General features: G+C 71.2%; 22 protein-coding genes and 1 tRNA gene. 21 read left to right on the top strand and 2 right to left on the bottom strand.

Annotated elements, in window-relative coordinates; all coding sequences use genetic code 11:
* Nucleotides 1-2 precede the first annotated feature (2 nt).
* The 9 genes from HZB25_03210 to hisE all read left to right on the top strand — a co-directional run bounded on the left by HZB25_03210 (nucleotide 3) and on the right by hisE (nucleotide 9,720).
* Nucleotides 3-524 carry an NADH-quinone oxidoreductase subunit J gene (locus tag HZB25_03210; protein MBI5836234.1) on the top strand — a complete coding sequence of 174 codons (522 nt, stop codon included), beginning with the start codon at nucleotides 3-5 and terminating at the stop codon, nucleotides 522-524.
* Nucleotides 524-826, top strand: coding sequence for an NADH-quinone oxidoreductase subunit NuoK (nuoK, locus tag HZB25_03205; protein MBI5836233.1), 303 nt, complete (start codon nucleotides 524-526; stop codon nucleotides 824-826). Before HZB25_03210 ends, nuoK begins: the two co-directional genes overlap by 1 nt.
* Nucleotides 827-829: 3 nt before the next feature.
* Nucleotides 830-2,779 carry an NADH-quinone oxidoreductase subunit L gene (gene nuoL / locus HZB25_03200; protein MBI5836232.1) on the top strand — a complete coding sequence of 650 codons (1,950 nt, stop codon included), beginning with the start codon at nucleotides 830-832 and terminating at the stop codon, nucleotides 2,777-2,779.
* A 12-nt stretch (nucleotides 2,780-2,791) separates the two neighbouring features.
* A complete protein-coding gene (locus HZB25_03195; protein MBI5836231.1) occupies nucleotides 2,792-4,318 on the top strand; it encodes an NADH-quinone oxidoreductase subunit M in 1,527 nt (508 codons plus the stop codon).
* On the top strand, nucleotides 4,315-5,787 hold the full coding sequence (locus HZB25_03190; GenBank protein ID MBI5836230.1) for an NADH-quinone oxidoreductase subunit N: 1,473 nt from the start codon (nucleotides 4,315-4,317) through the stop codon (nucleotides 5,785-5,787). Before HZB25_03195 ends, HZB25_03190 begins: the two co-directional genes overlap by 4 nt.
* 403 nt (nucleotides 5,788-6,190) lie before the next feature.
* Complete coding sequence (locus HZB25_03185; GenBank protein ID MBI5836229.1) at nucleotides 6,191-7,111, top strand: sigma-54-dependent Fis family transcriptional regulator; 921 nt, start codon at nucleotides 6,191-6,193, stop codon at nucleotides 7,109-7,111.
* A gap of 87 nt (nucleotides 7,112-7,198) precedes the next feature.
* The gene (locus HZB25_03180) at nucleotides 7,199-8,443 is read left to right on the top strand and encodes an alanyl-tRNA editing protein (protein MBI5836228.1); all 1,245 of its coding nucleotides are present in this window, start codon (nucleotides 7,199-7,201) and stop codon (nucleotides 8,441-8,443) included.
* A 60-nt stretch (nucleotides 8,444-8,503) separates the two neighbouring features.
* The gene (hisA, locus tag HZB25_03175) at nucleotides 8,504-9,268 is read left to right on the top strand and encodes a 1-(5-phosphoribosyl)-5-[(5-phosphoribosylamino)methylideneamino]imidazole-4-carboxamide isomerase (protein MBI5836227.1); all 765 of its coding nucleotides are present in this window, start codon (nucleotides 8,504-8,506) and stop codon (nucleotides 9,266-9,268) included.
* Nucleotides 9,269-9,432: 164 nt separating this feature from the next.
* A complete protein-coding gene (gene hisE, locus HZB25_03170; GenBank protein MBI5836226.1) occupies nucleotides 9,433-9,720 on the top strand; it encodes a phosphoribosyl-ATP diphosphatase in 288 nt (95 codons plus the stop codon).
* 65 nt (nucleotides 9,721-9,785) lie between these two features.
* Here hisE and mutM read toward each other — a convergent pair whose 3' ends face one another.
* Together mutM and HZB25_03160 are read right to left on the bottom strand one after the other, a co-directional pair.
* Nucleotides 9,786-10,610: a bifunctional DNA-formamidopyrimidine glycosylase/DNA-(apurinic or apyrimidinic site) lyase gene (gene mutM / locus HZB25_03165; GenBank protein ID MBI5836225.1), complete on the bottom strand. Its 825-nt coding sequence runs from the start codon at nucleotides 10,608-10,610 to the stop codon at nucleotides 9,786-9,788.
* Nucleotides 10,611-10,618: 8 nt separating this feature from the next.
* Nucleotides 10,619-10,852 (bottom strand): NifU family protein, encoded by a 234-nt coding sequence (locus HZB25_03160; GenBank protein ID MBI5836224.1) that lies wholly within the window; start codon nucleotides 10,850-10,852, stop codon nucleotides 10,619-10,621.
* 214 nt (nucleotides 10,853-11,066) lie between these two features.
* Between HZB25_03160 and HZB25_03155 the strand changes: the two genes are divergently transcribed.
* From HZB25_03155 to HZB25_03100, 12 genes are all read left to right on the top strand, one after another.
* The gene (locus tag HZB25_03155; GenBank protein ID MBI5836223.1) at nucleotides 11,067-12,395 is read left to right on the top strand and encodes an insulinase family protein; all 1,329 of its coding nucleotides are present in this window, start codon (nucleotides 11,067-11,069) and stop codon (nucleotides 12,393-12,395) included.
* The gene (murQ, locus tag HZB25_03150) at nucleotides 12,392-13,327 is read left to right on the top strand and encodes an N-acetylmuramic acid 6-phosphate etherase (GenBank protein ID MBI5836222.1); all 936 of its coding nucleotides are present in this window, start codon (nucleotides 12,392-12,394) and stop codon (nucleotides 13,325-13,327) included. Before HZB25_03155 ends, murQ begins: the two co-directional genes overlap by 4 nt.
* A 32-nt stretch (nucleotides 13,328-13,359) precedes the next feature.
* Nucleotides 13,360-14,493, top strand: a complete 1,134-nt coding sequence (locus tag HZB25_03145; protein MBI5836221.1) for an anhydro-N-acetylmuramic acid kinase — start codon at nucleotides 13,360-13,362, stop codon at nucleotides 14,491-14,493.
* Nucleotides 14,490-15,776: a SpoIID/LytB domain-containing protein gene (locus tag HZB25_03140; protein MBI5836220.1), complete on the top strand. Its 1,287-nt coding sequence runs from the start codon at nucleotides 14,490-14,492 to the stop codon at nucleotides 15,774-15,776. Before HZB25_03145 ends, HZB25_03140 begins: the two co-directional genes overlap by 4 nt.
* A 134-nt stretch (nucleotides 15,777-15,910) precedes the next feature.
* Nucleotides 15,911-15,987 (top strand) — tRNA-Asp (locus HZB25_03135).
* Nucleotides 15,988-16,147: 160 nt separating this feature from the next.
* The gene (locus HZB25_03130; protein ID MBI5836219.1) at nucleotides 16,148-18,535 is read left to right on the top strand and encodes an MASE1 domain-containing protein; all 2,388 of its coding nucleotides are present in this window, start codon (nucleotides 16,148-16,150) and stop codon (nucleotides 18,533-18,535) included.
* Nucleotides 18,536-18,654: 119 nt separating this feature from the next.
* Complete coding sequence (locus HZB25_03125; protein MBI5836218.1) at nucleotides 18,655-21,000, top strand: carbohydrate binding family 9 domain-containing protein; 2,346 nt, start codon at nucleotides 18,655-18,657, stop codon at nucleotides 20,998-21,000.
* A gap of 234 nt (nucleotides 21,001-21,234) precedes the next feature.
* Nucleotides 21,235-21,453 (top strand): hypothetical protein, encoded by a 219-nt coding sequence (locus tag HZB25_03120; GenBank protein MBI5836217.1) that lies wholly within the window; start codon nucleotides 21,235-21,237, stop codon nucleotides 21,451-21,453.
* Nucleotides 21,450-22,352, top strand: a complete 903-nt coding sequence (gene speB, locus HZB25_03115; protein ID MBI5836216.1) for an agmatinase — start codon at nucleotides 21,450-21,452, stop codon at nucleotides 22,350-22,352. Before HZB25_03120 ends, speB begins: the two co-directional genes overlap by 4 nt.
* Before the next feature lie 206 nt (nucleotides 22,353-22,558).
* A complete protein-coding gene (locus tag HZB25_03110) occupies nucleotides 22,559-23,125 on the top strand; it encodes a helix-turn-helix transcriptional regulator (protein MBI5836215.1) in 567 nt (188 codons plus the stop codon).
* A 24-nt stretch (nucleotides 23,126-23,149) separates the two neighbouring features.
* The gene (locus HZB25_03105) at nucleotides 23,150-24,349 is read left to right on the top strand and encodes a class I SAM-dependent rRNA methyltransferase (GenBank protein ID MBI5836214.1); all 1,200 of its coding nucleotides are present in this window, start codon (nucleotides 23,150-23,152) and stop codon (nucleotides 24,347-24,349) included.
* Nucleotides 24,350-24,351: 2 nt separating this feature from the next.
* Nucleotides 24,352-24,618: a DUF1844 domain-containing protein gene (locus HZB25_03100; GenBank protein ID MBI5836213.1), complete on the top strand. Its 267-nt coding sequence runs from the start codon at nucleotides 24,352-24,354 to the stop codon at nucleotides 24,616-24,618.
* Nucleotides 24,619-24,756 lie beyond the last annotated feature (138 nt).

The following is a 24,756-nucleotide window of genomic DNA, read 5'->3' as shown; positions in this document are numbered from 1 at the left end:
AGGTGCACCTGGCCGCCCCGTCCGTGACGGAACTTATCTTCTGGGTGTGCGCGGTGGCCGCCTGCGTCATGGGCGCCCTGGTGGTCCTGCTGCCCAACCCGGTCTCCAGCGCGCTGGCGCTGGTCGTGACCCTGTGCGCCGTCGCCGGGCTGTTCCTCACGCTGGGCGCGCAGTTCATCTCCATGGTGCAGGTGATCGTGTACGCCGGCGCCATCATGGTGCTGTTCCTGTTCGTGATCATGCTGCTGCAGCTCACCGGAACGCCGCGCTCCGGCCGCGCGATCTTCGGTCCGAAGATCCTGGGCGCGGCGCTGGGCATGGGCCTGCTGGCGCAGCTCGGCGCGGTGGTGACCACCGCCACCTACCCTCCGGGGGCGGGCGACCCGGCCTTCGGCGCCGTGAACAACACCCTGGAGGTGGGCCGCGCGCTGTACTCGCGCTACCTGCTGCCGTTCGAGGTCACCAGCGTGCTGCTGCTGGTGGCGCTGGTGGGGGCCGTGGTGCTGGCCAAGAGGAAGTTCTGATGGTCCCGATCTCCAACTACCTGTGGGTCAGCACCGCCCTGTTCTGTCTCGGGGTGACCGGCGTGCTGGTCCGTCGCAACGCGATCGTCATCTTCATGTGCATCGAGCTGATGATGAACGCGGCCAACCTGGCGTTCGTGGCCTTCGCGCGCAACATGCGCTCGCTGGACGGCCAGGTCGTGGTGTTCTTCGTGATGACGGTGGCGGCGGCGGAGGTGGCGGTGGGCCTGGCCATCATCATCTCGATCTTCCGGCATCACGAGTCGGTGGACATCGACCAGGTCGATCTGCTGCGGGGGTAAGACGTGGACTTCCGAATCGCCGCCCTGGTGCCGCTCTTCCCGCTGCTGGGATTCCTGTTCAACCTGTTCCTCGGCCGGCGGGTGTCGAAGGGCGTGGTGGGCCTGGTGGCCTGCGGAACGGTGTTCCTGTCGTTCCTGGCCTCGGTGGCGCTGTTCGTGGGTCTGCGCGGGCTCGAGCCGGCGTCGCGGCAGGTGGTGGTCCCGCTGTTCGACTGGATTGATGCCGGCTCGCTGCACGTCCCGCTGGCCCTGCTGGTGGACCCTCTCTCCGTGGTGATGATCCTGGTGGTGACCGGCGTGGGCTTCCTGATCCACGTCTACTCCACCGGCTACATGGAGCACGACGAGGGCTTCGCCCGCTACTTCACCTACCTGAACCTGTTCACCTTCTCCATGCTGCTGCTGGTGCTGGGCTCCAGCTTCGTCACCCTGTTCGTGGGGTGGGAGGGGGTGGGGCTGTGCTCCTACCTGCTGATCGGGTTCTGGTACGAGAAGAAGTCGGCCACCGACGCCGGCAAGAAGGCCTTCATCGTGAACCGCGTGGGCGACTTCGGCTTCGCGCTGGGCATGATGCTGATCTTCTGGAACATGGGCTCGCTCAACTTCGTGGACGTCTTCAAGGCCGCCGGCAGCTTCCACGCCGGGGACCCGGTGCTGACCGCCATCTGCCTGCTGCTGTTCGTGGGGGCGTGCGGCAAGTCCGCGCAGCTGCCGCTGTACGTGTGGCTGCCCGACGCCATGGAGGGTCCGACACCGGTCAGCGCCCTGATTCACGCGGCCACCATGGTGACCGCGGGCGTGTACATGGTGGCGCGCTGCCACGTGCTGTACGTGATGAGCCCCACGGCCCTCACCGTGGTGGCCGTGGTGGGCGGGGCGACCGCGCTGTTCGCCGCCACCATCGGGCTGGTCCAGAACGACATCAAGCGGGTTCTGGCCTACTCCACCGTGAGCCAGCTGGGCTACATGTTCCTGGCGCTGGGGGTGGGCGCATTCACCGCCGGCATCTTCCACCTGATGACCCACGCGTTCTTCAAGGCGCTGCTGTTCCTGGGCTCGGGCAGCGTGATCCACGCCCTCTCCGGCGAGCAGGACATGCGTCACATGGGCAGCCTCAAGGGGCCCCTGAAGAGGACCTACACCACCTTCCTCATCGGCACGCTGGCGCTGGCGGGCATCTTCCCGCTGGCCGGCTTCTTCTCCAAGGACGAGATCCTCTGGAGCGCGTTCCAGGGGCACCGGGCGCTGTGGGTGGTGGGGGTGCTGGGCGCGTTCTGCACCGCGTTCTACATGTTCCGCGCCGTCTACATGACGTTCTTCGGCGAGTCGCGCCTCACCGAGCATGCGAAGCACCACCTGCACGAGTCGCCCAACCGCATGCTGGTGCCGCTCTACGTGCTGGCGGCGCTGTCCATCGTCGGCGGCTGGATCGGGCTGCCGAAGCCGATGATGCCGGGCGGCAACCCGTTCACGCAGTGGCTGGAGCCGGTGTTCGGCGCCGAGGGCGGCGAGGCCGCCGCGGCCGCGGGCGCCCACGCGGCGGAGGCCGGCGGGCACGCCGCGGGCCACTCCACCGAGCTGATGCTAATGGTCTTCTCGCTGGCGGTGGCGCTGCTGGGCATCCTCGTGGCGTGGACCTTCTACCGCCGCCGGCCGGGGTTGCCGGGGAGCCTGGGTGCCGCGCTGCCGGGCGCCTACCGAACCCTGCTGAACAAGTACTACGTGGATGAGTTCTACGGCGCCGCCGTGATCCGGCCCTTCGTGTCCGCCTCGCAGGCGCTGTGGACGTTCTTCGACGTGCGGGTGGTGGACGCGGCGGTGAATGGCGCGGGCCAGGTGGTCCGGGCGGTGGGCGGCACGGTCCGCCGCGTGCAGAGCGGGTACGTGGGCGGCTACGCCCTGGCGATGGTGCTGGGGGTGATGGTGGTCCTGGGCTTCTACTTCCTGCGCTAGGGGCGGGCTGCGATGGGTATCCTGAGTCTGCTGGTCTTCCTTCCCACTGCGGGCGCGCTGGCGCTGCTGGCCTGGCCACGCCGCAACGAGGAGGGCATCAAGTGGTTCGCGATGCTGGTGAGCGTCGCGGACCTGCTGGTGTCGGTGCGCGTGCTGCAGTTGTTCCGCACCGGCGAGGCCCGGATGCAGCTCGAGGAACGCCTCCCGTGGCTGGGGAAGCTGGGCGCGTCCTACCACCTGGGTGTGGACGGCATCACCCTGTTCCTGCTGCTGCTGACCACGCTGCTCACCTCGCTGGCGATCCTCAGCTCGTGGACCTCCGTCCACAAGAAGATCAAGGAGTACATGATCTCGCTGCTCATGCTCGAGACGGGCATGCTGGGCGTGTTCGTGTCCCTGGACCTGGTGCTGTTCTACCTGTTCTGGGAGGCGATGCTGATCCCGATGTACCTGCTCATCGGGGTGTGGGGCGGCGAGCGGCGCATCTACGCGGCGGTGAAGTTCTTCCTGTACACCATGGCGGGCAGCGTCCTGATGCTGGTCGCCATCCTGGTCCTGTACTTCCACCACCACGCGCAGACCGGGACGTACACCACCGACCTGCTGGCGCTGTACGGAACGCGCTTCGGGGCCTCCATGGAGGCGTGGCTGTTCCTGGCCTTCTTCGTGGCCTTTGCCATCAAGGTGCCGATGTTCCCGTTCCACACGTGGCTGCCCGACGCCCACGTGGAGGCCCCCACGGCGGGCTCGGTGATCCTGGCCGGGGTGCTGCTGAAGATGGGCACCTACGGCATGCTGCGCTTCGCCATGCCGCTGTTCCCGCACGCCACGCTGCAGTTCATGCCCATGGTGCTGGTGCTCTCGGTGATCGGGATCATCTACGGGGCCATGGTGGCCATGGTGCAGCCCGACCTCAAGAAGCTGGTGGCCTACTCCTCGGTGAGCCACCTGGGCTTCTGCGTGCTGGGCATGTTCGCGCTGAACACCCAGGGCCTGCAGGGCTCGCTGATGCAGATGCTCAACCACGGCGTGAGCACCGGGGCGCTGTTCCTGCTGGTGGGCATGATCTACGAGCGCCGGCACACGCGCATGATCTCGGAGTTCGGCGGGCTGTGGAAGGCGCAGCCCATCTACTCCGCGATGTTCATGGTGGTGATGCTCTCCTCGGTGGGACTGCCGGGCACCAACGGCTTCGTGGGCGAGTTCCTGGTGCTGGTGGGCGCGTTCGAGAAGCACCGCTGGATCACCGTGTTCGCCTCCACCGGGGTGATCCTGAGCGCCGTGTACATGCTGTGGATGTTCCAGCGCGCCATCTTCGGCAAGCTGGAGAACCCGAAGAACCAGGAGCTCAAGGACATCAACACCCGCGAGAAGTGGGTGCTGATCCCGCTGCTGGTGCTGATCTTCTGGATGGGCATCTACCCCAAGCCCGTGCTGAGCCGGATGGAGCCGAGCGTGAACCTGCTGCTGCGTGACTTCCAGGGGCGCGCCTCCGAGGTGACCATGGCCCGCCCGCCCGCCGCGGAGGTGACGCGATGAATGCGGCGCTCGACCTCACCCTTACCGTCCAGGATTGGGTGACGCTGCGGCCCACGGAGATCCTGACCGTGGTGGGCCTGGTGGCCATGCTGCTCTCCGCGTTCATGCGCGACGAGCGCTCGGGGCTGGTGGGCTGGTTCGCCGCCGCCGGCATGTTCGTGGCGCTGGCCGACCTGGTGAGCCAGTGGGGCGTGCGCTCCGAGGGCTTCCGGCGGATGATCGTCACCGACGACTTCACCGTGTTCTTCGGCGTGGTGGTCCTGGCCGCCGGCATCTACACCACGCTCATCTCGATCCCGTACCTGAAGCGCAACGGGCTGGCCCACGGCGAGTACTACGCGCTGATCGTCTTCGCCACGCTGGGCGCGGTGCTGATGGCCTCCTCCACCGACCTGGTGCTGACCTTCATCGGCCTGGAGACGCTCTCGCTGGCCATCTACATCCTTGCCGGCTTCGCGCGCTCGCGCATGGACTCCACCGAGGCCGCCCTGAAGTACTTCCTGCTGGGCGCCTTTGCCTCTGCCTTCCTGCTGTTCGGCATCGCGCTGCTCTACGGTGCCACCGGATCCACGCGGCTGCACGCGATCGCCGCGGCCATCGCGGGCAACCCCTCTCAGCCGGCCATCCTGGCGGTGGCGATGATCCTGGTGGGCATCGGCTTCGCCTTCAAGGTGGCGGCGGTGCCGTTCCACATGTGGACGCCCGACGTGTACGAGGGCGCGCCGGCCTCGGTCACCGCCTACATGGCCGCGGGGGTGAAGGCCGCCGCCTTCGCCGGTTTCGCGCGTGTGTTCTGGGTGGCGTTCGCCCCGCTCACCGCGGAGTGGTCGGGCTTCCTGGCCGCCGCGGCCATCCTGACCATGACCTGGGGCAACGTGGTGGCCATCCAGCAGAAGAACATCAAGCGCATGCTGGCCTACTCCTCGATCGCCCACGCCGGCTACCTGCTGGTGGCCATGGTGGCCGGCGGCGATGACGGCCGCGCCGCGCTGCTGTTCTACTTCCTGCCCTACGCGCTGATGAACCTGGGCGCGTTCGCCGTGATCACCGCGCTGGAGCGGCAGAAGGGCGGCGACGCGGTGCTGATTGACGACTACTCCGGGCTGGCGTCGCGCTCGCCGTGGCTGGCGCTGGCCATGGCGGTGTTCCTGTTCTCGCTGGCCGGCATCCCGCCCACCGCGGGCTTCATGGGCAAGTTCTACATCTTCAAGGCCGCCGTGCAGACCGGCCACCTGGGCCTGGCCATCGTGGGCGTCCTCAACAGTGTCATCTCGGTGTTCTACTACCTGCGCCCGGTGGTGGCCATGTACATGCAGGAGCCCGGCGAGAACCACGCCGTGCCCGCCGCGAAGCCGGTGGTGAACGCGCTGATGCTGGCGTCCATCCTGGCCCTGCTCTACATGGGCATCCAGCCCGGGGGCCTGTTCGACATGGCGCTGCAGTCGGTGCAGGGGCTGCTGCAGACGTAGGGCGCTCCGGCCGGCGCCCCGAGGGACCTGCCAGCCCGCTGCCAGCGTGCCCCCGGGGGCCCACCAGGGCCCGAACCTGCCACGGCCGGGCCGGGTGGCCTGTGTTCCCCCGCCACGCGGCGCCCGGCGGGCTTCCCGCGGTCAACTCAATAGATCACATCCACTTGCCTCGGCCCTCGGCGTCGGCTCCACTTTCATAAGCTACCATGTCCCAATATGTTACGCCACGTTCGCGCCCCGATTGACGCCCCGCCACCGTATCTGCCACAATGCCCATGTTTCACCCTGAGACACTGGCCACGGCACGAAAGAACCACCCATGCCGACCCCAACCTTCGCACAGGGGCCCCTCCGGACCCGCCCGTCGGAAGACATCCTCGGCGCCACCCCGCGGATGCAGCGGGTGCTTAAGCTCGTGGAGAAGATCGCACCGACCGATTCCCCGGTCCTCATCACCGGGGAGAGCGGCACCGGCAAGGAGCTGGTGGCGCGTTCCATCCACTACCAGAGCCGCCGGGCCGACCGGCCCTTCCTGGCCGTGAACTGCGGCGCGCTGCCGGAGAACCTGGTCGAGAGCGAGTTGTTCGGGCACGCCCGCGGGGCCTTCACCGGGGCGTCCCAGGAGAAGCGGGGGCTGTTCGAGGAGGCCGACCAGGGCACGCTGTTCCTCGACGAGATCGGGGAGCTGCAGCCCTCGCTGCAGGTGAAGCTGCTGCGCGTGCTGCAGCAGGGCGAGGTGCGCCGCGTGGGAGCCAACCAGTCCCGCGTGGTGGACGTGCGCGTGGTGGCGGCCACCAACCGGGACCTGGTGGAGGCCCTGCGCAGCGGGGCGTTCCGCGAGGACCTGTACTACCGGCTCAATGTCTTCCAGATTGACCTGCCGCCGCTGCGCGAGCGCCGCGAGGACATCCCCATCCTGGCGCTGTACTTCCTCTCCCGCTACGCGCACCGCCTGGGCAAGGACCTCAAGGAGTTCAGCCAGGAGGCGCAGGCGGTGCTGCTGCGCTACGAGTACCCGGGCAACGTGCGCGAGCTGGAGAACGCCGTGCAGCGCGCCGTGACGCTGGCCGAGGGGCGCCAGGTGCAGGCGTCGGACCTCCCGCCGTGGATGCTGGAGAGCGGCCGGCTCCTGACCGAGCGCGCCGGCGGGCCGGGCGCGCCCCCCCCGGACGAGGACATGACGCTCGAGGAGCTGGAGCGCCGCCACATCGCGCGCACGCTGGAACGGCACCGCCAGAACATGAGCCGCACCGCGAAGGCGCTGGGGATCTCCCGCGCCACGCTGTGGCGCAAGCTCAAGCGCGACCGCGACGGGCATGCCTAGGGCCGCCGCCGTGGATCCTGTTTCCCGCCCGGGGGACCACCCGGCGCCGCGCCACCGCGCGCGCCCGGACCCGCAACCGAGGACTTCATGACCAGGAAGCTCTACTACCACGACGCGCTCACGCTGGAATTCGAGGCGCCGGCGGCCTCCGCGACGGGCCGCGGCGGCCGCTCCGCGGTGGCCCTGGAGGCCACGTATTTCTACCCCACCTCGGGCGGCCAGCCGCACGACACCGGCACGCTGGGCGGGGCGCGCGTGGTGGAGGTCACCGAGGAGGGCGACGAGGTGCTGCACTGGCTCGAGGGCGATCCCGGCCCCGGGCCGTGGAAGGCGCGCATCGACGCGGCGCGCCGTCGCGACCACATGGAGCAGCACACCGGCCAGCACGTGCTCTCGGCCGCGTTCGTGGCGGCGCTCAAGGCGCCCACGGTATCGTTCCACATGGGTGCGGAGACCTCCACGATTGACGTGGAGCTGCGCGACCCGTCCCGGCTGGCGGAGGCGGAGGCGTTGGCGAACCGCGTGGTGGCCGAGGACCGGCCGGTGACCGTCTACGAGGCGGCGCGCGACCAGGTCGAGGCGCTGGGACTGCGCAAGCCGCCGGCGGTGGACGGGTCGGTGCGCGTGGTGGACGTGGAGGGCTTCGACCGCTCCGCCTGCGGCGGGACGCACGTGGCGACCACCGGGCGCATCCAGCTGATCAAGGTGCTGGGGGCGGAGAAGGTGCGCGAGAACTGCCGCGTGGAGTTCGTGTGCGGCGGGCGCGCGCTGCGCGACTACGCGACCAAGCACGACGCCCTGAAGCGGCTGTCCGCGCGCTTCACCACCGGGGTGGCGCAGGTGGAGGCCGTGGTGGAGAAGAAGATCGAGGAGGCGGCCGCCCAGCGGCGCAGTCTCGAGAAGCTGGAGCAGGAGCTGGCAGGCTACGAGGCGGAGCGCTTCGCGCGCGAGGCCGTGGTGGTGTCCGCGCCCGGCGGGCCGGTGACGCCGGAGGGCCCCGGAGGTGCGGCCGCGCCGAGGCTGCTGGTGCGCTGGATCGAGGGCCGCAGCGCCGCCTACCTGCGCGCGCTGAGTGCCGGGCTGCAGGGGCGCGAGGGCCTGGTGTACGTGCTGGGGCTGGCGTCCGACAATCCCGCGTGGATCGTCGGCCATGGCCCGGGCGTGGAGCTGGACCTGCGGGTCTTCTGGAAAGAGTGGTCGGCCGGCATCGGGGCGAAGGGCGGCGGCAAGGCCGACCTGATCCAGGGCGGCGGCCTCTCAGGCGCGGCGCCCGCGGATGCCCTGGGCCACGCCGAGACGATGCTGCGCGGCACGCTGGGGGCGGGCTCGTGAGGCGCGCCGGTCCCGCCGACGTGCGGGTCCCGCCATGCTGAGGGATTTCCGGGAGCCGCCATGATCATCATACCCGCGCTCGACCTGCTGGATGACCACGTGGTGCGCCTGCAGCACGGCGAGCGCCGCGCCGCGCACGTGTACTCCAACGACCCCGCCGAGATGGCCAGGCGCTGGGAGCGGCTCGGCGCGGAAATGCTCCACGTGGTGGACCTGGACCGCGCGCTGGGAGAGGGGCAGGACAACCGCGAGGCGGTGTACGCCCTGGCCGCGGCGGTGAAGATCCCCTTCCAGCTGGGGGGTGGCCTGCGCACCGACGAGGACGTGGACGAGGCGCTGGCCATGGGCGCCTCGCGCGTGGTGCTGGGCACGCGCGCGGTGCGCGAGCCCGCCTGGCTGGAGCGCATGCTGGCGCGCCATGACCGGAAGATCGTGGTGGCGCTGGACACCCGCAAGGGGGTGCTGGAGGTCGCCGGCTGGCAGGAGAGCACCATGGTGCGCGCCATCGAGTTCGCCGCCGAACTGGCGCGCATGGGCTGCGAGCGAGTGATGGTGACCGACATTGACCGCGACGGGATGCTGGGGGGCGCCAACCTGGGCCTGGCGGAGAGCCTCGCGCGCGCCTCCGGCCTCAAGGTGATCGCCTCGGGCGGGGCGGGCTCGCTCTCGGAGCTGGAGAAGCTGCGCTGGCTGGGGGAGGCCGGCGTGGAGGGCATCGTGGTGGGCCGGGCGCTCTACGAGGGCCGCTTCACCCTGGCCCAGGCGCGCCGGGCGCTGGGTGGCGGAGACGGCCCGCCGCCCGCCCCGGACAGCGGAACCGGGTGACGTGACTCCCGCCACCGCCCGCCGGGGCGCGTGGCGGCGGGCGGAACGACTGCAGGAGGCACCGTGAACTTCGAGGAGTGGATGTCCGGCCTGAAGTACGACGAGCGCGGCCTGGTGCCGGTCGTGGTGCACGACCCCGCCGCGGGACGCGCCCTGGCCCTGGCATGGGCCGACCGCGAGGCCTCCAGCTCTACGATCTCATCGAGCGCCGCCGCCAGGAGCTGCCGGAGGACTCGCACACCGCGAAGCTGTTCCGCAAGGGTCCGGCCGCGATCGCCAAGAAGGTGGGCGAGGAGGGCGTCGAGGTGGCCGTCGCGCTGCTGGCGCAGTCGAGGGAGCGGGTGGTGGAGGAGTCGGCGGACCTGCTGTACCACCTGCTGGCGCTGTGGTCGCAGGCGGGGGTGACGCCGACCGAAGTCGTGACCGAACTGAAGCGGCGGCACCTGGGGTAGCCGTCCGCCCGGAAACCGTGCCGAAGCCCGCGTCCGGCTTGCTTGGAAGCACTTCCTGCCGATCCCTACCGCCTCTGGCATCCCGGGCAGAAGTACGTGCTTCTGCCGGCCTGCAGGATGCGCCGTACCTTCCGTCCACACCCGGGACACGCCTCCCCCTCGCGGTCATAGACGCGGAGCAACCGCTGGAATCCGCCGGGGCGGCCTTCGGCGTCGCGGTAGTCGTTGAGCGTCGTGCCGCGGGATTCCAGGGCGGTGCGCAGGACCTCCAGGATGGCCCGGTGCAGTCGCGCGGCTGCGGGCCGGGCCACCTTGTCGGCGCGGCGGGCCGGGTGGATGCGCGCCCGGTGGAGTGCCTCACACACGTAGATGTTCCCCAGGCCGGCCACGCGCGACTGGTCCAGGAGCAGGCGCTTCACCTCGCCGCGGGCCCGGGACAGGATGGAGCGCAAGGCGGGCTCGTCGAAGGCGGGATCCAGCGGGTCCACACCGGCATTGCCAAACAGGCGGCCCCAGGTGCGGCCGTTCGCGGTCAGCGCCCAGCGGCCGAAGCGGCGCGGGTCGCGGAAGCGCAGACGGGCGCCGTCCTCCAGGAGCATTTCCACGTGCGTGTGGGCGCCGGCCTCGACGCTGCGCTCGTCCACGGTGAGCCGGCCTGACATCCCCAGGTGCACCCCCAGCTCGGCGCCCTCCTCCAGCGGCAGCCGCAGCAGCTTCCCGTGGCGGCCGGGCTCCAGGAACCGCCGGCCTTCCACGGCCTGGCGCAGCCGGGCGGGTGGCAGCTCGCGCAGCATGGCCGGCACCGCGCGCGTGAGCTTTTCCACGCGGCGGCCGGCGAGGCGGCGGGCCAGGTCGCGGCGAATGGTCTCGACTTCGGGGAGTTCGGGCATCGCGGGCGCTACATCGTGACGATCCGGGTGATCCCGGGGACCTTCTCGCGAAGGAGCCGCTCGAGGCCACTTTCCAGCACTTCCTGGGGCGAGGCACATCCCGTGCATCCCGTCGTGTCCACGTGCAGGGACACGACGCCACCGCGCACGCCCAGCAGCTCGATTTCCACGCCGTCGTCCCGGAACAGCGGGCGGACCTGCTCCAGGACGCGCGTCACCTGGTCTCGAATGTCCTCGCTCATGCGGTGAGGATAGCCGCTCCAGGGGGAGCGGGGAAGCCGATCGGCGCGCTCCCGGGAGGGGCGCGCGGAGGCAGGTCCGGCCGCGCCCCGGGAGGCTCCACCGGGCGCGCCCGGGGGCCGGTTGTCGCGCCCCTCGCGACTCTGGCATACTGGCGCGCGAGCCCGCGCGCAGCGTGTCTCGGCGTACAACGGAAGTGGCCGGAAAGCGGGGTCCATGAAACGCAGCCTTCCCCTGGTTCTCCTCGTTGCATTCTCCATCCTGAGCGTGCCGGATGCCTCCCCCGCGGACCGCAGGGCGCCTTCGCGCGGCCGCGCGGGCCAGGCCCCGCTGGTGGGCCGTCCGGGCGCCCTGCTGCGCGGCCTGCTGCCGGGCGGCCTGCGCGTGGTGATCTGGAGCGATCCGGACCTCGCGGTGGAGACCGCCTGCCTGGTCGTCGGCGTGGGCTCGGTCCACGACATGGAGCGCAAGCAGGGGGCGGCCGCGATGGTGGCCGACATGGTGCGCGAGGCCTGGGACTCCGGGGGCATGGCGCCCGAGGCGCTGCGTGTGCGCGCCGACGAGGACGCCGCCACGTTCCTGCTGCAGACCCGCGGGGGGGACTTCCCCGACGCGCTGGAGGTGCTGGGACAGCGGATCAGCCGGCTGGAGCCGGGCCCCGGGGAGGTCGAGGCGGCTCGACGGCGGGCGGTGCAGCGCTTCGAGGACCGCCGCCCGTGGTCCCCGGCGGAAGTGGCGCTGCGCGGCGCGCTCTTCGACGTCTACGGGTACCACCGCTCCCCGCGCGGCACCGGGGAGTCGCTGGCCGGGGTCACCCCCGACGTGGTGCACGGCTACTACTCGCAGTACTATCGGCCCAACAACGCGGTGCTGGCGGTGTGCGGCCCGCTGGATCCCGAGAGTGTCCGCCGGGCCGCGGCACGCGCATTCTCGGCGTGGCAGTACGGCTACGTGCCGCCCGCGAGCCCGCGGGAGCCGCCGCCGCTGGAGGGCCCGGTGTTCGGCTCCGCGGAGGGCGTGGACGGCACTTGCGCGATCCTGGGCGGGGCGCTGGTGCCGCACGTGCCGCTGCCGGAGCGGCTGGCCCTCGAAGTGTGCGCGGAGGCGCTGGCGACGGCCGTGGATTCGTCCTCCGCCGTCCCGAGGCGCCGTGCGAGCCTGGTGCGGCACCGGCTGTGCGACGAGGTGCGGGTGGGCTGGACCGCCGATGCGGCCGGGCTGGCCTACGCAGCCCGGGACTGGACCCGCGACCTGGGGGACCTGGCGGCGCTGCCGGCGCCGGTCTTCGAGCGCCTGCGCGAGGCTTGCCTCCTGCGGGTCCTCGCCGACGAGAACTGGGTCACCGGCGCGGCGCGGGCCACGCTGTTCGGCTGGCCCGTGGACACCCCGGACGACATCGTGACCGCTGCGGACGCCCTGGGCCCGGAGCGGGTGGCGGACACCGCGCGCCGCTGGCTGGGCCCGCGTCGCTGGGCGCTGGTGTCGAACGTGCGCCGCTCGGCGCTGCAGGCCGCATTCGCGGCGGCCGCCGGAGGGGGACCGTGAGCAGGGACGACGAGACGCCCGAGGTGTTCCGGGAGGTGGCCGGGCTGCTCACCGAGAGCCGCAACCCGCGCACCCTGGACCTGGACACGCTGGACACGCGCGCGCTGCTCGAGCGCATCAACGACGAGGACCAGGAAGTGCCGCGGGCGGTGCGCGCCGCGATCCCCATGATCGCGCAGGCGGTGGACCTGGTGGTGGCCTCCTTCCGCGCCGGGGGGCGGCTGATCCACGTCGGGGCGGGCACCAGCGGTCGTCTCGGCGTGCTGGACGCCGCCGAGTGCCCGCCCACCTTCAGCTCGTCGCCCGGGCAGGTGGTGGGGGTGATCGCGGGAGGCCCCGAGGCGCTGGTGCGCGCCGTCGAGGGCGCCGAGGACCGCGGCGAGGACGGCGCGCTCGCGGTGGACGCGCTGGGCGTGGATGCCCGCGACACCGTCGTGGGCATCGCCGCCAGCCGCCGCACGCCCTTCGTGCTCGAGGCGCTGCGCCGGGCCCGCGCGCGCGGCGCGAGGACGGTGTACCTGAACATGAGCCCGGGCACGGGGCGCGACGCGGAAGTGGACGTGGAGGTTTCCATCCCCGTGGGGCCGGAGGTGCTGACCGGCTCCACCCGGATGAAGGCCGGCACGGCGCAGAAGCTCACCCTGAACATGATCTCCACCGCCGCGATGGTGCGGCTGGGCAAGGCCTACGAGAACCTCATGGTGGACCTGACCGCCACCAGCGAGAAACTGCGCGAGCGAAGCCGCCGCATCGTGATGACCGTGACCGGCGCAGGCTACGCCGAAGCCGTGACGCTGCTGGAGGCCGCGGGGGGCAGGGTGAAGACCGCGCTGGTGATGCGCGGGCTGGGCGTGGACCGGGCCGGGGCGGAGCGCCGCCTGGAGGCCGTGGGCGGCTTCGTGCGGGCGGCGCTGGAAGGTGGGCGCGGGTGACGAAGGGGCGGGCACTCCGGGTGATCGGGCTGATGAGCGGAACGTCCTGCGACGGGGTGACCGCGGCCGCGGCCTCCATCTCGGGCCCGGCGGGACGGCCCCGGGTGCGCTGCCTGGGGGTGACCGAGCGCGCCTATCCGGGCGCGCTGCGCGGGCGGTTGCTGCGCGCCGCAGCCCCCGGAGGTTCGGACGCCGCGGAGGTGGCCGCCCTGCACGTGGAGCTGGCGGAATTCTGGGCCGGGGCCGCGACGCGTCTCGCGGGGGGGCGCGCCGGGCTGCGACGCTTTGACCTGCTGGCCTCGCACGGGCACACGCTGCACCACCATCCGCCCGCCGGGCGGGCGCGCGGATGGAGCCTGCAGGTGGGTGACGCCGCCACGCTGGCGGAGCGCACCGGACTGCCGGTGGTGCACGACTTCCGGGCCCGCGACCTGGCCCTGGGCGGGCAGGGCGCGCCGCTGGTGCCGCGCGCGGACGCCGCGCTCTTCGGGCACCCGCGCGAGCCGCGCGTGGCGCTCAACCTGGGTGGGATCGCCAACATCACCGTCCTGCCCGCCGGCACCACGCACCCCGCGTGGGCATTCGACACCGGGCCGGGCAACATGGCGTTGGATGCGCTGGCCGCGCGCGCCACGCGCGGCCGGCTGCGCTTCGATCGCGGCGGACGGCTGGCCGCCGCGGGACATGTGGATCCCGGGCTGCTGCACGCCTGGCTGGCGCACCCCTTCTTTCGCCGGCGCCCGCCGCGCTCCACGGGACGGGAGGAATTCGGGGACGCCTTCCTGTCTCCGGCGCTCGAGGCGATCCGGCGCCGCCGCATGCGCTGGGCGGACGCCCTGGCGACCGCCACCGCGCTCACCGCGCTCACCGTCGCCGCGGCGGTGCACGCCTACGCGGCCCCGGGCACGCGCCTGGTGATCGGCGCCGGGGGCGGGATGCGGAACCGCGCCCTGGTGCGCGAGCTTCGGGCGATGCTCTCCCCGCTGCGGCTGGAGCCCTCGGATCGCCACGGCGTGCCTTCGAGGGCGCGCGAGGCGCTGGCGTTCGCGGTGCTCGGGCACTTCACGTGGCGCGGGCTTCCGGGTAATCTCCCCTGCGCCACGGGTGCCACCGCGGAGGCGGTGCTGGGCAGCGTCGTCCCGGGGCGATCGGGGAGGATCTCGTGAAGAAGATGTGGGCCGTCGCGGCGCTGCTGCTCTCCACCTGGGGGTGCGCGGCGATGCGGCAGGGCCTGGAGCAGGTGGAGACCGGCGCGCGCGGCGAGCCGTGGATCCGCGTCGGGCTGGCCTGGGACGTCTCCAGCGTGGAGCTCACCTCGGACCGCGACATGCTGCTCCGGCTGCGCGAGCCGCGCGGGGAGCGCGAGCGCGTGCCGCGGGAGATCGGTCGCGAGCTGCGGGTGACCGCCGAGGGCGGCCTGGGACTGAGCGGGGGCCAGGGCTACCGCGAGACGCTGCCCGGCGAGGACACGCTGGTGGTGGACTTCCGCAATCGCCCGCTGGAATCCCGGTTCACCTGGCGCGGCCACCACTACGCCGGCCGGCTCATGATCTTCCGCAACGCCCGCTCCACGTTCACCGTGGTCAATGTGCTGCCGCTGGAGCGCTACCTGGCCGGCGTGGTGCCTGCCGAGATCGGCCGCCCCGGCGCCGACGGGGCGCAGGCGGTGCGGGCCCAGGCCGTGGCGGCCCGCAGCTACACGCTCTTCTACCTGGGCCGGCGCGCCGCCGAGGGCTTCGACGTGTACGGCAACGTGGAGGACCAGGTCTACGGCGGCCTGGACGCCGAGGACGCCTACACCACCGCGCAGGTGGAAGCCACGCGGGGAATGGTGCTGGCCAGCGACGGGCGGGCGGTGCGCGCCATGTATTCGTCCTCCTGCGGCGGGATGCTGGCGGCGCTGGACGAGGCCTTTCCCAGCCCCGCACAGCCCTACCTGGTCCCGCACCGGGACCGCTCCCCGGACCTGGAGCCCGCCGAGTCGTTCTGCGGCGGCAAGGGGGCCTACCGGTGGCGCGAAGAGTGGACCATGGAGCAGTTCGAGTCGGCCCTGGCCGAGTTCGGCCCGCCCGACTTGCGCGCCGAGGACGGCCAGTTGCGGGGACGGGTGCTGGACGTGCGCGTGGCGGGGCGCAGCCCCTCGGGCCGGGTGAAGCGGCTGGAAATCGAGACCACCGCGGGCACCTTTGGGCTCGAACAGATGCGGCTGCGCGCCACGCTCCGGCGCCCGACGGAGGGCCGCCCCATCCTGCGCAGCACGCTGTTCAAGATCGGCGTGGACTACGAAGGGGACACCCCCGTGAAGGTCGTGGCGCAGGGTGCCGGCAACGGCCACGGGGTGGGAATGTGCCAGTTGGGGGCCCGCGGGATGTCGGCCCGCGGCTACCTGTACGAGCAGATTCTCCTGCATTATTACCGCGGCGCGCAGCTGGAGCGGTGGTACGACTGACCGGCTCGCGGCCGACGCCGTAAAGCGATGCAACACAGTGACTTGAAAGCTCTGTGGCGCCGCCGGGGGCCGTCCCTCGCCGAGGTTGACCCGGCGCCCTGACCCTGCTATCCTGACATGCTGAAGACTTCAATGGTGCTGTAGTTCAGTCGGTTAGAACGCCTGCCTGTCACGCAGGAGGTCGCGAGTTCGAGTCTCGTCAGCACCGCCATTCGAGAGGCCGTCCGGAGTTGCCCGGGCGGCCTTTCCGTTGCCCCGGCTGGCGGGCCGCATCCACCCGCGCCCGCCGCCGTTCCCCGCGCCCGGGTTGACTGGAATGGCACGGGGGCCTTGAATGAGGGCCGCAGTGTCCACACCGGGATGGAGGCCCAATGTCATTCCGGCGTCCCGCGGGCGTCGCAGCCGAGATCCTCGCCCTGGCCGGGCTCTACTACCTTGGAGCGCGCCTGGGGCTGCTGTATGCCACTCTGGGCGGCAACGCGACCCCTCTGTGGCCCTCGGCCGGGCTGGCCCTCGCCGCGATGATCCTGCGAGGGCCGCGCGCCATTCCCGGGATCTTCCTCGGTTCCTTCCTTTCCAGCCTCGAGATTCCCCATGCATTCTCCGGCTCCGCGGTCATCGCGCTGGGCAACACGCTCGAGCCCCTGGCCGGATGGTGGATCCTCCGGCGCCTGGCCCGGCTGGACCCCTCGCTGTGCCGGGTCCGCGACGTGCTGTGGCTGGTGCTCCCGGTCGCGCTCCTGAGCCCGCTGCTGAGCGCGGGCGCCGGGTGCGTGGTGCTGCGCGAGGGCGGGCGGCACGCCTGGGCCCAGGTCGAGCCCGCGGCGCGCGTGTGGTGGCTGGGCGACGTGATGGGCATGCTGGCGGTGGCCCCGTTCCTCATCACCTGGCTCACCCCGCCACGACCCCGGTTCCAGGCCGGCCGGTTCTTCGAGGGCCTGGCGGTCCTGACCCTCTGCGCGGGGGTGACCGCGCTGGTCTTCCGGGGCATGTTCCACTCGGCCTACCTGCTGTTCCCCTTCGTCATCTGGATGGCGTTGCGCTTCGGGCCGCGGGGCGCTTCGCTCACCGCCCTGCTGCTCACCGCCATCGCCGCCTGGGAGACCGTCTCCGGCCGGGGGCCCTTCTTCCAGGGCAGCGTGCGCGAGAGCCTCCTGGAGCTGGACACGTTCGCCGCGGTGATGATCTCCACGGCGCTGCTGCTGGCCGCCGCGGTGACCGAGCGCCGCCGCCACGCGGACGCGCTCCGGGGGAGCGAGACGCGGTTCCGGACGCTGGTCGAGAGCATGCACGACGTGGTGGCCACGCTCGACCTCGAGGGTCGGCACACGGCCCTGTTCGGGGTCCCGGAAGGGAGCTCGCGGTTCGCGCGCGACCAGTTCCTGGGGCGCACCGCGGTGGAGGTGCTGGGCCCGAAGGCGGGGGCGGTGCACGAGCAGGCGAACCGCCGGGCGTTGCGCGGCGAGAACGTGGTGTACGACTGGGAATTCACGCTCGAGGGCCCCGTCCGCCAGTTCCAGACCGCGCTCTCGCCGCTGCACGGGCCGGCCGGGGAGGTGGCCGGGTTGGTGAGCGTGACGCGGGAGATGACCGACCTGCGCAGCCTCGAGGCGCAGCTGCGGCACGCCGTGAAGATGGAGGCGGTGGGCCGCCTCGCGGGAGGCGTGGCGCACGACTTCAACAACCTGCTCACCACGATCCTGGGGCACGCGGACCTGCTGCGCGAGCGCCTGCCGGCGGACAGCCCCATGCGCGCCGACGCGGAGCAGATCCGGCGGTCGGGCGAGCGGGCCGCGGCGCTGACCTGGCAGCTGCTGGCGTTCAGCCGCAAGCAGGTGGTGGTGCCCCGCGTGCTGGACCTCAACACGATCGTGGCCGAGCTGGAGAAGATGCTGGGGCGGGTGATCGGCGAGCACATCGTGCTGGTCACGCGCCTGGACCCCGCTCCGGCGCTGGTGCGCGCGGACCGCGGGCAGATCGAGCAGGTGATCCTCAACCTGGTGGTCAACGCGCGCGACGCCATGCCGGAGGGCGGCAGGCTGGAGATCGAAACCCGGCGCGTCGAGCTCCACCGCTCCGAAGCCCGCGGGCCCGCCGCCGTGGCGCCCGGCCCGTACGTGTCGCTGCGCGTGACCGATGACGGCGCGGGGATGGACCCGGAGGTGCAGCGGCACATCTTCGAGCCCTTCTACACCACCAAGGCGCACGGGCAGGGCACCGGGCTGGGCCTGGCGATGGTGTACGGCATCGCGGAGCAGGCCGGCGGGTGCATCCAGGTCCGGAGCCGGCCCGGCGAGGGCAGCAGCTTCGATCTGTGCCTGCCGCGGGTCACCGATGCCACCGGGGCCGATCCGCCCCCTGCGCCGCCCGCGGCCCCGCCGGGGCGCGGGGTCGAAACCATCCTGCTGGTCGAGGACGAGGAGGCGGTGCGGCAACTGCTGCGACGGGTGCTGGAGAAGGCGGGCTACCGCGTGATCGAGGCCGCCTGCGCGGAGGACGCGATGGAGATCGCGCGGGCCCACGCGCAGACGATCCACCTGCTGCTCTCCGACGTGGTGATGCCCGGCATGAGCGGCACCCGGCTGGCCGAGCACATGCTCGCGGAGCGCCCCGGCCTGCGGGTGTTGTTCATGACCGGCTACACCGACGAGGGGCTGACGGGAGGGGGCACGCTGATCCGGGAACGGGGGCTGCTGCAGAAGCCGATCCGGCCGGACGATCTCCTGAGGCACGTCCGGTCCACCCTGGACTCGCGCTAACCGCGCTTCCCGCTGCAACTTTTCGCGCCCGCAATACGTCTAGAAAGGCACGGACCCCACCTCTCCGGCCGTCCTGTGCCCCGGCCTTCGAGATCCACCCATCTTGCGGAGGTTGTTGTATGGCAAGGACTTCGAGGTTCGCGGCGGCCGCAGCCGCCCTCGCCGCGGCCTGCCTGACCGGGGCACTCTCCATCTCCGCGGGCCAGGCCGCCACGGAGCCCGCGCCGGCCACCCCTCCGGATTCGGTGGCTCGTGCGGCCACCGGGAGCGCGGCGAAGCCCTCCAAGGATCAGCCGATCAGCCATGTGAAGCTGGCCGCGGGCCCGATCGTCGTGGACGGCCGGGGTGACGACCCGGGCTGGCAGGGGGCGCTCGAGATCACCGAGTTCTTCGAGGTCAGCCCCGGGGACAACGCCCCGCCGCCCGTGCGCACCGTCGCGCGCATGGCCTACGTGAGCGACCGGATCTACTTCTTCGCGCGCTGCTACGATTCCGAGCCGGCGAAGATCCGCGCGCACCTGAGCGACCGCGACCGGATCTTCGGCGACGACCTGGTCGGGATCATGATCGACACCTTCCGAGACCAGCGCAGCGGCTACGAGTTCTTCATCAACCCGCTCGGCATCCAGGGGGACATCGCGCGCAACGGCGACGAGGAGGACGACTCCTTCGACTGTCTGTGGACCAGTGCCGCGACCCTCGACTCGCTGGGCTGGACCGCGGAATTCTCGGTTCCCACCCGCAGCCTGCGCTTCCCCATGCAGCAGGACCAGAAGTGGGGCTTCAGCGTGCTGCGCATCCGGCCCCGGGAGAGCCGCTTCCAGTACGCCAGCATCCGGCTGGACCGCAACAACCCGTGCCTGGCGTGCCAGTTCGCGGTGCTCAACGAGTTCCACGGGCTGGCCTCGGGCAGGAACCTTGAAATTCTCCCGTACATGACGCTCACCGGTGCGAGCACCCGCGGCAGCCTGGACCAGCCGCGCGACACGGACAGCCACCCCGACTTCGGGATCAACGTGAAGTACGGCGTCACCCCCAGCCTCACGCTGGACGGCACCGTGCATCCCGACTTTGCGCAGGTGGAGGCGGACCAGAACCAGGTCAGCGTGAACAGCGGCTCGGCGCTGTTCTTCCAGGAGAAGCGGCCGTTCTTCCTGGAGGGCAGCTCCATCTTCCAGTCCTTCGGGAATTTCTTCTACAGCCGCAACATCTCCGATCCGCGCTGGGCGGGCAAGGTGACCGGCCGGCAGGGCCGGTTCCAGCTGGGAGTGCTGGCCGCGCGCGACCGCTCCACGCAGGTGCTCTACCCGTTTCTGAACGGCAGCGACGTGCTGGACATCGACGCCGCCTCCACCGACGGAGTGGTCCGCGGCAAGCTGGGGCTGCACGGGGAGTCCTACGTGGGCTTCACCGGCACCGGGCGCTCCTACGCGGACGGCCACAACGTCCTGGGCGCCGTGGACGGGCAGGTCCGGTTCCTCAAGCGCCTGCGCTGGACCGGCTACCTGGCGAAGTCCGACACCCGCGACGTGCCGGGCTACGGCTACAGCGCCGACTCCACGGGCGTGGCGCAGGGAGGCTGGGCCACCTACCAGGAGATCTTCTACTTCAGCAGCGGATACAACGGCGGCTTCTGGTACACCGACAAGTCCCCGCAGTACCGCGCGGACATGGGCTACCAGGACCAGAACAACATGCGCGCCGTCGAGGCCTGGCACGAGTGGGACTTCCGTCCCACCGGGAAATTCCTGGAATTCTATCGGCCCGCGGTGTACGCCGTGTACCAGGTGGACCACGACGGGGTGCTCCGCTACCAGGCGGTGCGCCCGGACCTGTTCGCCCGCTTCCGGGGCCAGTGGACCCTGCAGGCGCAGGTCGCGACCAAGTTCAGCCGGTATCGCAACGAGGGCATCGGCCGCGAGATCGCCACGCACCACAGCGCGTGGCTCGTCAACGTGGGCAAGGACGGCAGCGGCCTGCTGAGCGGCTACGCGCAGCTGCGGGTGGGCGAGGACATCTACCGCCGGCAGGCGGTGCTGGGCCATTCCAGCGACCTGGTCGCCTCGCTCAACGTGCGCCCCAACAGCCGGCTGACCGCCACCGTGCAGGGCGAGCTGTACCGCATCCAGGACCGCGACGTGGACACCGTGCTGGTGCGCCAGGGGCTCGCCGGCGTGCGACTCACCTACCAGTTCACGCCGCGGCTCTTCGTCCGGCTCTTCTCGCAGTACCAGCGCGTGGAGCGCCCGTATCGCGCTCCCGAGCGGCGCACCTACAACGAGCTCGCCAACCAGTTCCTGCTCAGCTACAAGCTCAACTACGCCTCGGTGTTCTTCCTGGGCGTCAACGGCAACTATGACGACGGCCTCACGCGCGAGGACGGCACGCTGCCGGCCGGAGGCGCCCCCTTTGGCCAGACGGCGCGCCAGGTCTTCGTGAAGTTCCAGTACCTCTGGCAGGGTTGATCGCGAGCTCCTGCCGCACCGCCACCGCGGGCCGGCCCGCGCGGTTCCACGCCGCGGGCCGGCCCGCCTCGCGACCGCTCCCATCCCCGCGTTCCCGCGTCCCTCGGCGATTCCGCTTGACGGCCGGGGGGCGCGGTGATATTTCCGCCCTCGAATGGTGCGCGGTCTCCCCGGCCCGCGCCCGCGCATCGTGGACCCGCAACCCGAGTCGCCACGGAGGACCGGAGAGAGACCATGCGAGACAAGATGGAGAGCGTGCCCCGGAGGAAGCCGGGATCGGAGCAGGGGGACGAGCACTGGCTGGAGAGCCTCGAGCTTGCCGGCGGCCGCCGGGCGGTGGATGCCGGGGATCTCGAGGGCCTGCGCGAGCTGGACGACGACGAAGGGCCGTTCGAGGCGGAACCGGAGGAATTCGAGGATGGGACCGATGACGACGAGGACCTGCAGCGTTGAATGACGCCCGCGAAGTGCCGTACCCGCAGGGGCCGGGGGCCTGCTTTGGCGGGCTCCCCCCGGAGCTGTCGGATCCCGCGAAGGCCCGGGCGCTGATCCTGCCCGTGCCCTACGACGGCACCACATCCTATGTTCCGGGGACCCGGCGCGGGCCGCAGGCCATCCTCACCGCCTCGCAGAACGTGGAACTGTACGACGAGGAACTGGAAGCCTCGCCCTGCGACGGGGGCATCGCCACGCTCCCCGAGCTGGATATCTCCGATGTCGGCCCCGAGGCCACGGTGGCCCGGGTGGAGGAGGCCTGGCGCTGGGCCCTGGGCACGTCCCGGTTCGTGGTGATGCTGGGCGGGGAGCACTCGCTGACTCCCGGGGCGGTGCGCGCCGCGAAGGAGCGCTGGCCGGACCTCTCGGTGCTGCAAATCGACGCCCACGCCGACCTGCGCAATACCTACCGCGACACTCCGTTCAGCCACGCCTGCGCCCTGCGGCGCGTGCGGGAGAGCTGCCGGAACGTGGTGCAGCTGGGCATCCGCAACCTTTCGGCCGAGGAGGCCGCGTGGGTGAAGTCGGAGCGGATCGAGCTGGGCTGGGGGGGCGTGCGCAAGGACCCCGCCACCTGGGACCGGCTGCTGGGAACGCTCTCGAAACATGTCTTCGTGACCATTGATCTGGACGGGCTCGACCCTTCCGTATGCCCCGGCGTGGGCACGCCCGAGCCGGGCGGGATCCAGTGGGAGGAGTTGCTGCGCATCCTGCGCCGCGTCTTCTCCGAGCGGGAGGTGGTGGCCGCGGACGTGATGGAACTGTGCCCGCTGGCGGGCGACATCCGCTCGGACTTTCTGGCCGCGAAGCTGGTCTACAAGCTGGTGGGCTACAAGTTCTGCCTGCCTCGCGGATAGCCCTGCCACCCCCGAACACGGCTCTTGATGAGACTTGTATATCGCTATCGGAGAATCACTTGGCGGCGGTCGAGGGTGCCCTGCGGGACTCTATCTCCACCCCCTGGCATGCGACTTCTCTGAATTCTGAATGTAAGCTAGCGGTTGCGTCCGGTTTTTCTTCGGGGTAGGATAATCCTCATCCGCCCTGGGGAGGAAATTCAGAGATGTCGGAAATAACGGCAGTCGAATTAGGCAAGCGCATCAAGCAGGAGCGGCTTCGGAAGCAGCTCACGCTCAAGGACATCGAGGCCAAGGTGGGAATCTCGGCGACGCACGTCTCCGAGATCGAACGGGGCCGCACTTCACCCACCGTGGGCGCGCTCAGCAAGATCGCCGCGGCCCTGGACACCAAGATGTCCCTGCTCGTGGATCTCCGCATTCCGCCGGCGGTGGCCCACACCTCTCCCAAGGACCGGGCTCCCTACCAGATCAAGATCGGCCACGTCACCGCCGAGCCGTTGTTCCCGTTCCTGGCCGGACCGGAAGTGAGCCTGTTCCTGCTCCAGCTGCAGCCGGGGGAGAAGGACTCTGACTTCCTGCGCGCCGCGGCGGGCGAAGTGTTCCTCACCAGCCTCAAGGGCATCCTCGAAGTGACCCTGGGCGCGGAGCGATTCATCCTGAAGGAAGGCGACAGCCTGCACTTCGTGGTGAAGCCGGACAGCGTCATGGAGAACATCGGGGAATCGCCGGCCCGCGTCTTCGTGGCGGTATCGCCGCGGATGGCGATCTAGCTCCCTCGCCGGGAGGCTCCCGCCGTGCACACCATCCAGCTCAAGCCGCACGAAGACCGGCGCCTGCGTGCCGGCCACCTGTGGATCTTCTCCAACGAGATCGAAGGCACCGACGCCGGCCTGGCCGACGGGGGCGTGGGTGGAGTCTTCGATTCCCGCGGCGCATTCCTGGGACAGGCCTACCTCAACCGCAAGTCGCTGATCGCCGGGCGCGTGCTCACGCGCTCGCGCGAGCCGGTGGACGAGGCTTTCGTGCACGGGCGCATCGAGCGGGCGCTGGAGTTGCGCGCGCGCGTGCTGCCCGATCCGGCGTACGGGCGGATCGTGTTTGGCGAGGGCGACCGCCTGCCCGGACTGGTGGTGGACCGCTACGGCGACGTGCTGGTGGCCCAGGTGGGCACCCTGGGAATGGAAATGCTGTGGCCGTGGGCGGAGCGCGCCCTCCGCCGGCTGCTCCAGCCGCGCGCGCTGTACCTGCGCTCCGATTCCCCCACCCGGGCGCAGGAAGGCCTCGGGGACCACTGCGTCTTCCTGGAGCCGGACCCGGGGCAGGCATCTGGGACGGCATCGGAGCCCGGCCGCGTGGAGCTGCGCGAGAACGGCGCCACGTTCGTCACCGACGTGGTGCGCGGGCAGAAGACCGGCTGGTTCCACGACCAGCGGGAGAACCGCGCGCTGCTGCAGGGACGCGTGACCGGCGCGCGCGTGCTGGACCTGTTCTGCTACGCCGGCGCCTGGGCGGTGCTCGCCGCCATGTGGGGGGCGCGCGAGGTGACCGGCCTGGACTCGTCGGAATTCGCGCTGGAGCTGGCGCGCGTGAACGCGGAGCGCAACGGTGTCGGCGCCAGCTGCTCCTTCCGCAAGGCCGACGTGTTCCGCGAGCTGCGCGCGCTGCACGAGGCGGGGGAGAAGTACGACGTGGTGGTGCTGGACCCGCCCGCGCTCATCAAGAGCCGCGCCCGACTGGCCGAGGGCGTGCGCGGCTACAACGACCTGAACCGCGCCGCCATGCGCCTGGTGGCGCCCGGCGGCACCCTGATCACCTGCTCGTGCTCGCACCTGATGCCGCGGGAGGAGTTCCTGCCGCTCTTGAGCCGCGCGGCGCACGAGGCGCACGCCGCGTTCCGCCTGGCCGCTTTGCGCGGACAGGCCGCCGATCACCCGGTGCTGCTGGCGATGCGCGAGACCGAGTACCTGAAATGCGCCGTGCTGGAGGGACTGTAGGAATGAGCGAGGAACTGGAGCGCGCCTTCGTGACCCTGGTCGCACAGCTGGACTATGGCGCCCGCATCGGGCTGGGGCTGCGCGAGAACCCCGCCACCAAGGAACGCAAGGTGGACGCCGAGCACGCGCGGATGTTCATTGACCAGCTGGAGGCGCTCCAGGAGCGCACCCGGGGCAACCTGGCCGAGAACGAGGCGCGGGTGCTGCAGGATTCGCTGTACGAGCTGCGGATGAGTTACGTGCACATCGTGGGGGGGAAGAACCCCTAGGAGCCTGTCCGAGTAACTCGTTCGGCAGTTGATCTGTCTGGTTTCAGCGCTCCTGCCGACGATTTTATTCTGGGATTGGAGCCCGGGACGTCCAGGACCGGGTTGTTCGTGCCCCTCTGGCCCGGAGCCGACGCCCGG

It is taken from the genome of Candidatus Eisenbacteria bacterium (assembly GCA_016235265.1).
Lineage (GTDB): Bacteria > Eisenbacteria > RBG-16-71-46 > RBG-16-71-46 > JACRLI01 > JACRLI01.
Note: the sequence above shows the minus strand (reverse complement) of the source record. Positions and strands in the feature narration are given on the sequence as shown.

Excerpts from the sequence above, each read along its gene's own strand:
- nuoK (MBI5836233.1), top strand. The coding sequence starts at position 524 with ATGGTCCCGATCTCCAACTACCTGTGGGTCAGCACCGCCCTGTTCTGT.
- HZB25_03195 (MBI5836231.1), top strand. The coding sequence starts at position 2,792 with ATGGGTATCCTGAGTCTGCTGGTCTTCCTTCCCACTGCGGGCGCGCTG.
- HZB25_03190 (MBI5836230.1), top strand. The coding sequence starts at position 4,315 with ATGAATGCGGCGCTCGACCTCACCCTTACCGTCCAGGATTGGGTGACG.
- HZB25_03180 (MBI5836228.1), top strand. The coding sequence starts at position 7,199 with ATGACCAGGAAGCTCTACTACCACGACGCGCTCACGCTGGAATTCGAG.
- hisA (MBI5836227.1), top strand. The coding sequence starts at position 8,504 with ATGATCATCATACCCGCGCTCGACCTGCTGGATGACCACGTGGTGCGC.
- hisE (MBI5836226.1), top strand. The coding sequence starts at position 9,433 with ATGGGCCGACCGCGAGGCCTCCAGCTCTACGATCTCATCGAGCGCCGC.
- mutM (MBI5836225.1), bottom strand. The coding sequence starts at position 10,610 with ATGCCCGAACTCCCCGAAGTCGAGACCATTCGCCGCGACCTGGCCCGC.
- HZB25_03160 (MBI5836224.1), bottom strand. The coding sequence starts at position 10,852 with ATGAGCGAGGACATTCGAGACCAGGTGACGCGCGTCCTGGAGCAGGTC.
- HZB25_03155 (MBI5836223.1), top strand. The coding sequence starts at position 11,067 with ATGAAACGCAGCCTTCCCCTGGTTCTCCTCGTTGCATTCTCCATCCTG.
- HZB25_03145 (MBI5836221.1), top strand. The coding sequence starts at position 13,360 with ATGAGCGGAACGTCCTGCGACGGGGTGACCGCGGCCGCGGCCTCCATC.
- HZB25_03130 (MBI5836219.1), top strand. The coding sequence starts at position 16,148 with ATGTCATTCCGGCGTCCCGCGGGCGTCGCAGCCGAGATCCTCGCCCTG.
- HZB25_03125 (MBI5836218.1), top strand. The coding sequence starts at position 18,655 with ATGGCAAGGACTTCGAGGTTCGCGGCGGCCGCAGCCGCCCTCGCCGCG.
- HZB25_03120 (MBI5836217.1), top strand. The coding sequence starts at position 21,235 with ATGCGAGACAAGATGGAGAGCGTGCCCCGGAGGAAGCCGGGATCGGAG.
- HZB25_03110 (MBI5836215.1), top strand. The coding sequence starts at position 22,559 with ATGTCGGAAATAACGGCAGTCGAATTAGGCAAGCGCATCAAGCAGGAG.
- HZB25_03100 (MBI5836213.1), top strand. The coding sequence starts at position 24,352 with ATGAGCGAGGAACTGGAGCGCGCCTTCGTGACCCTGGTCGCACAGCTG.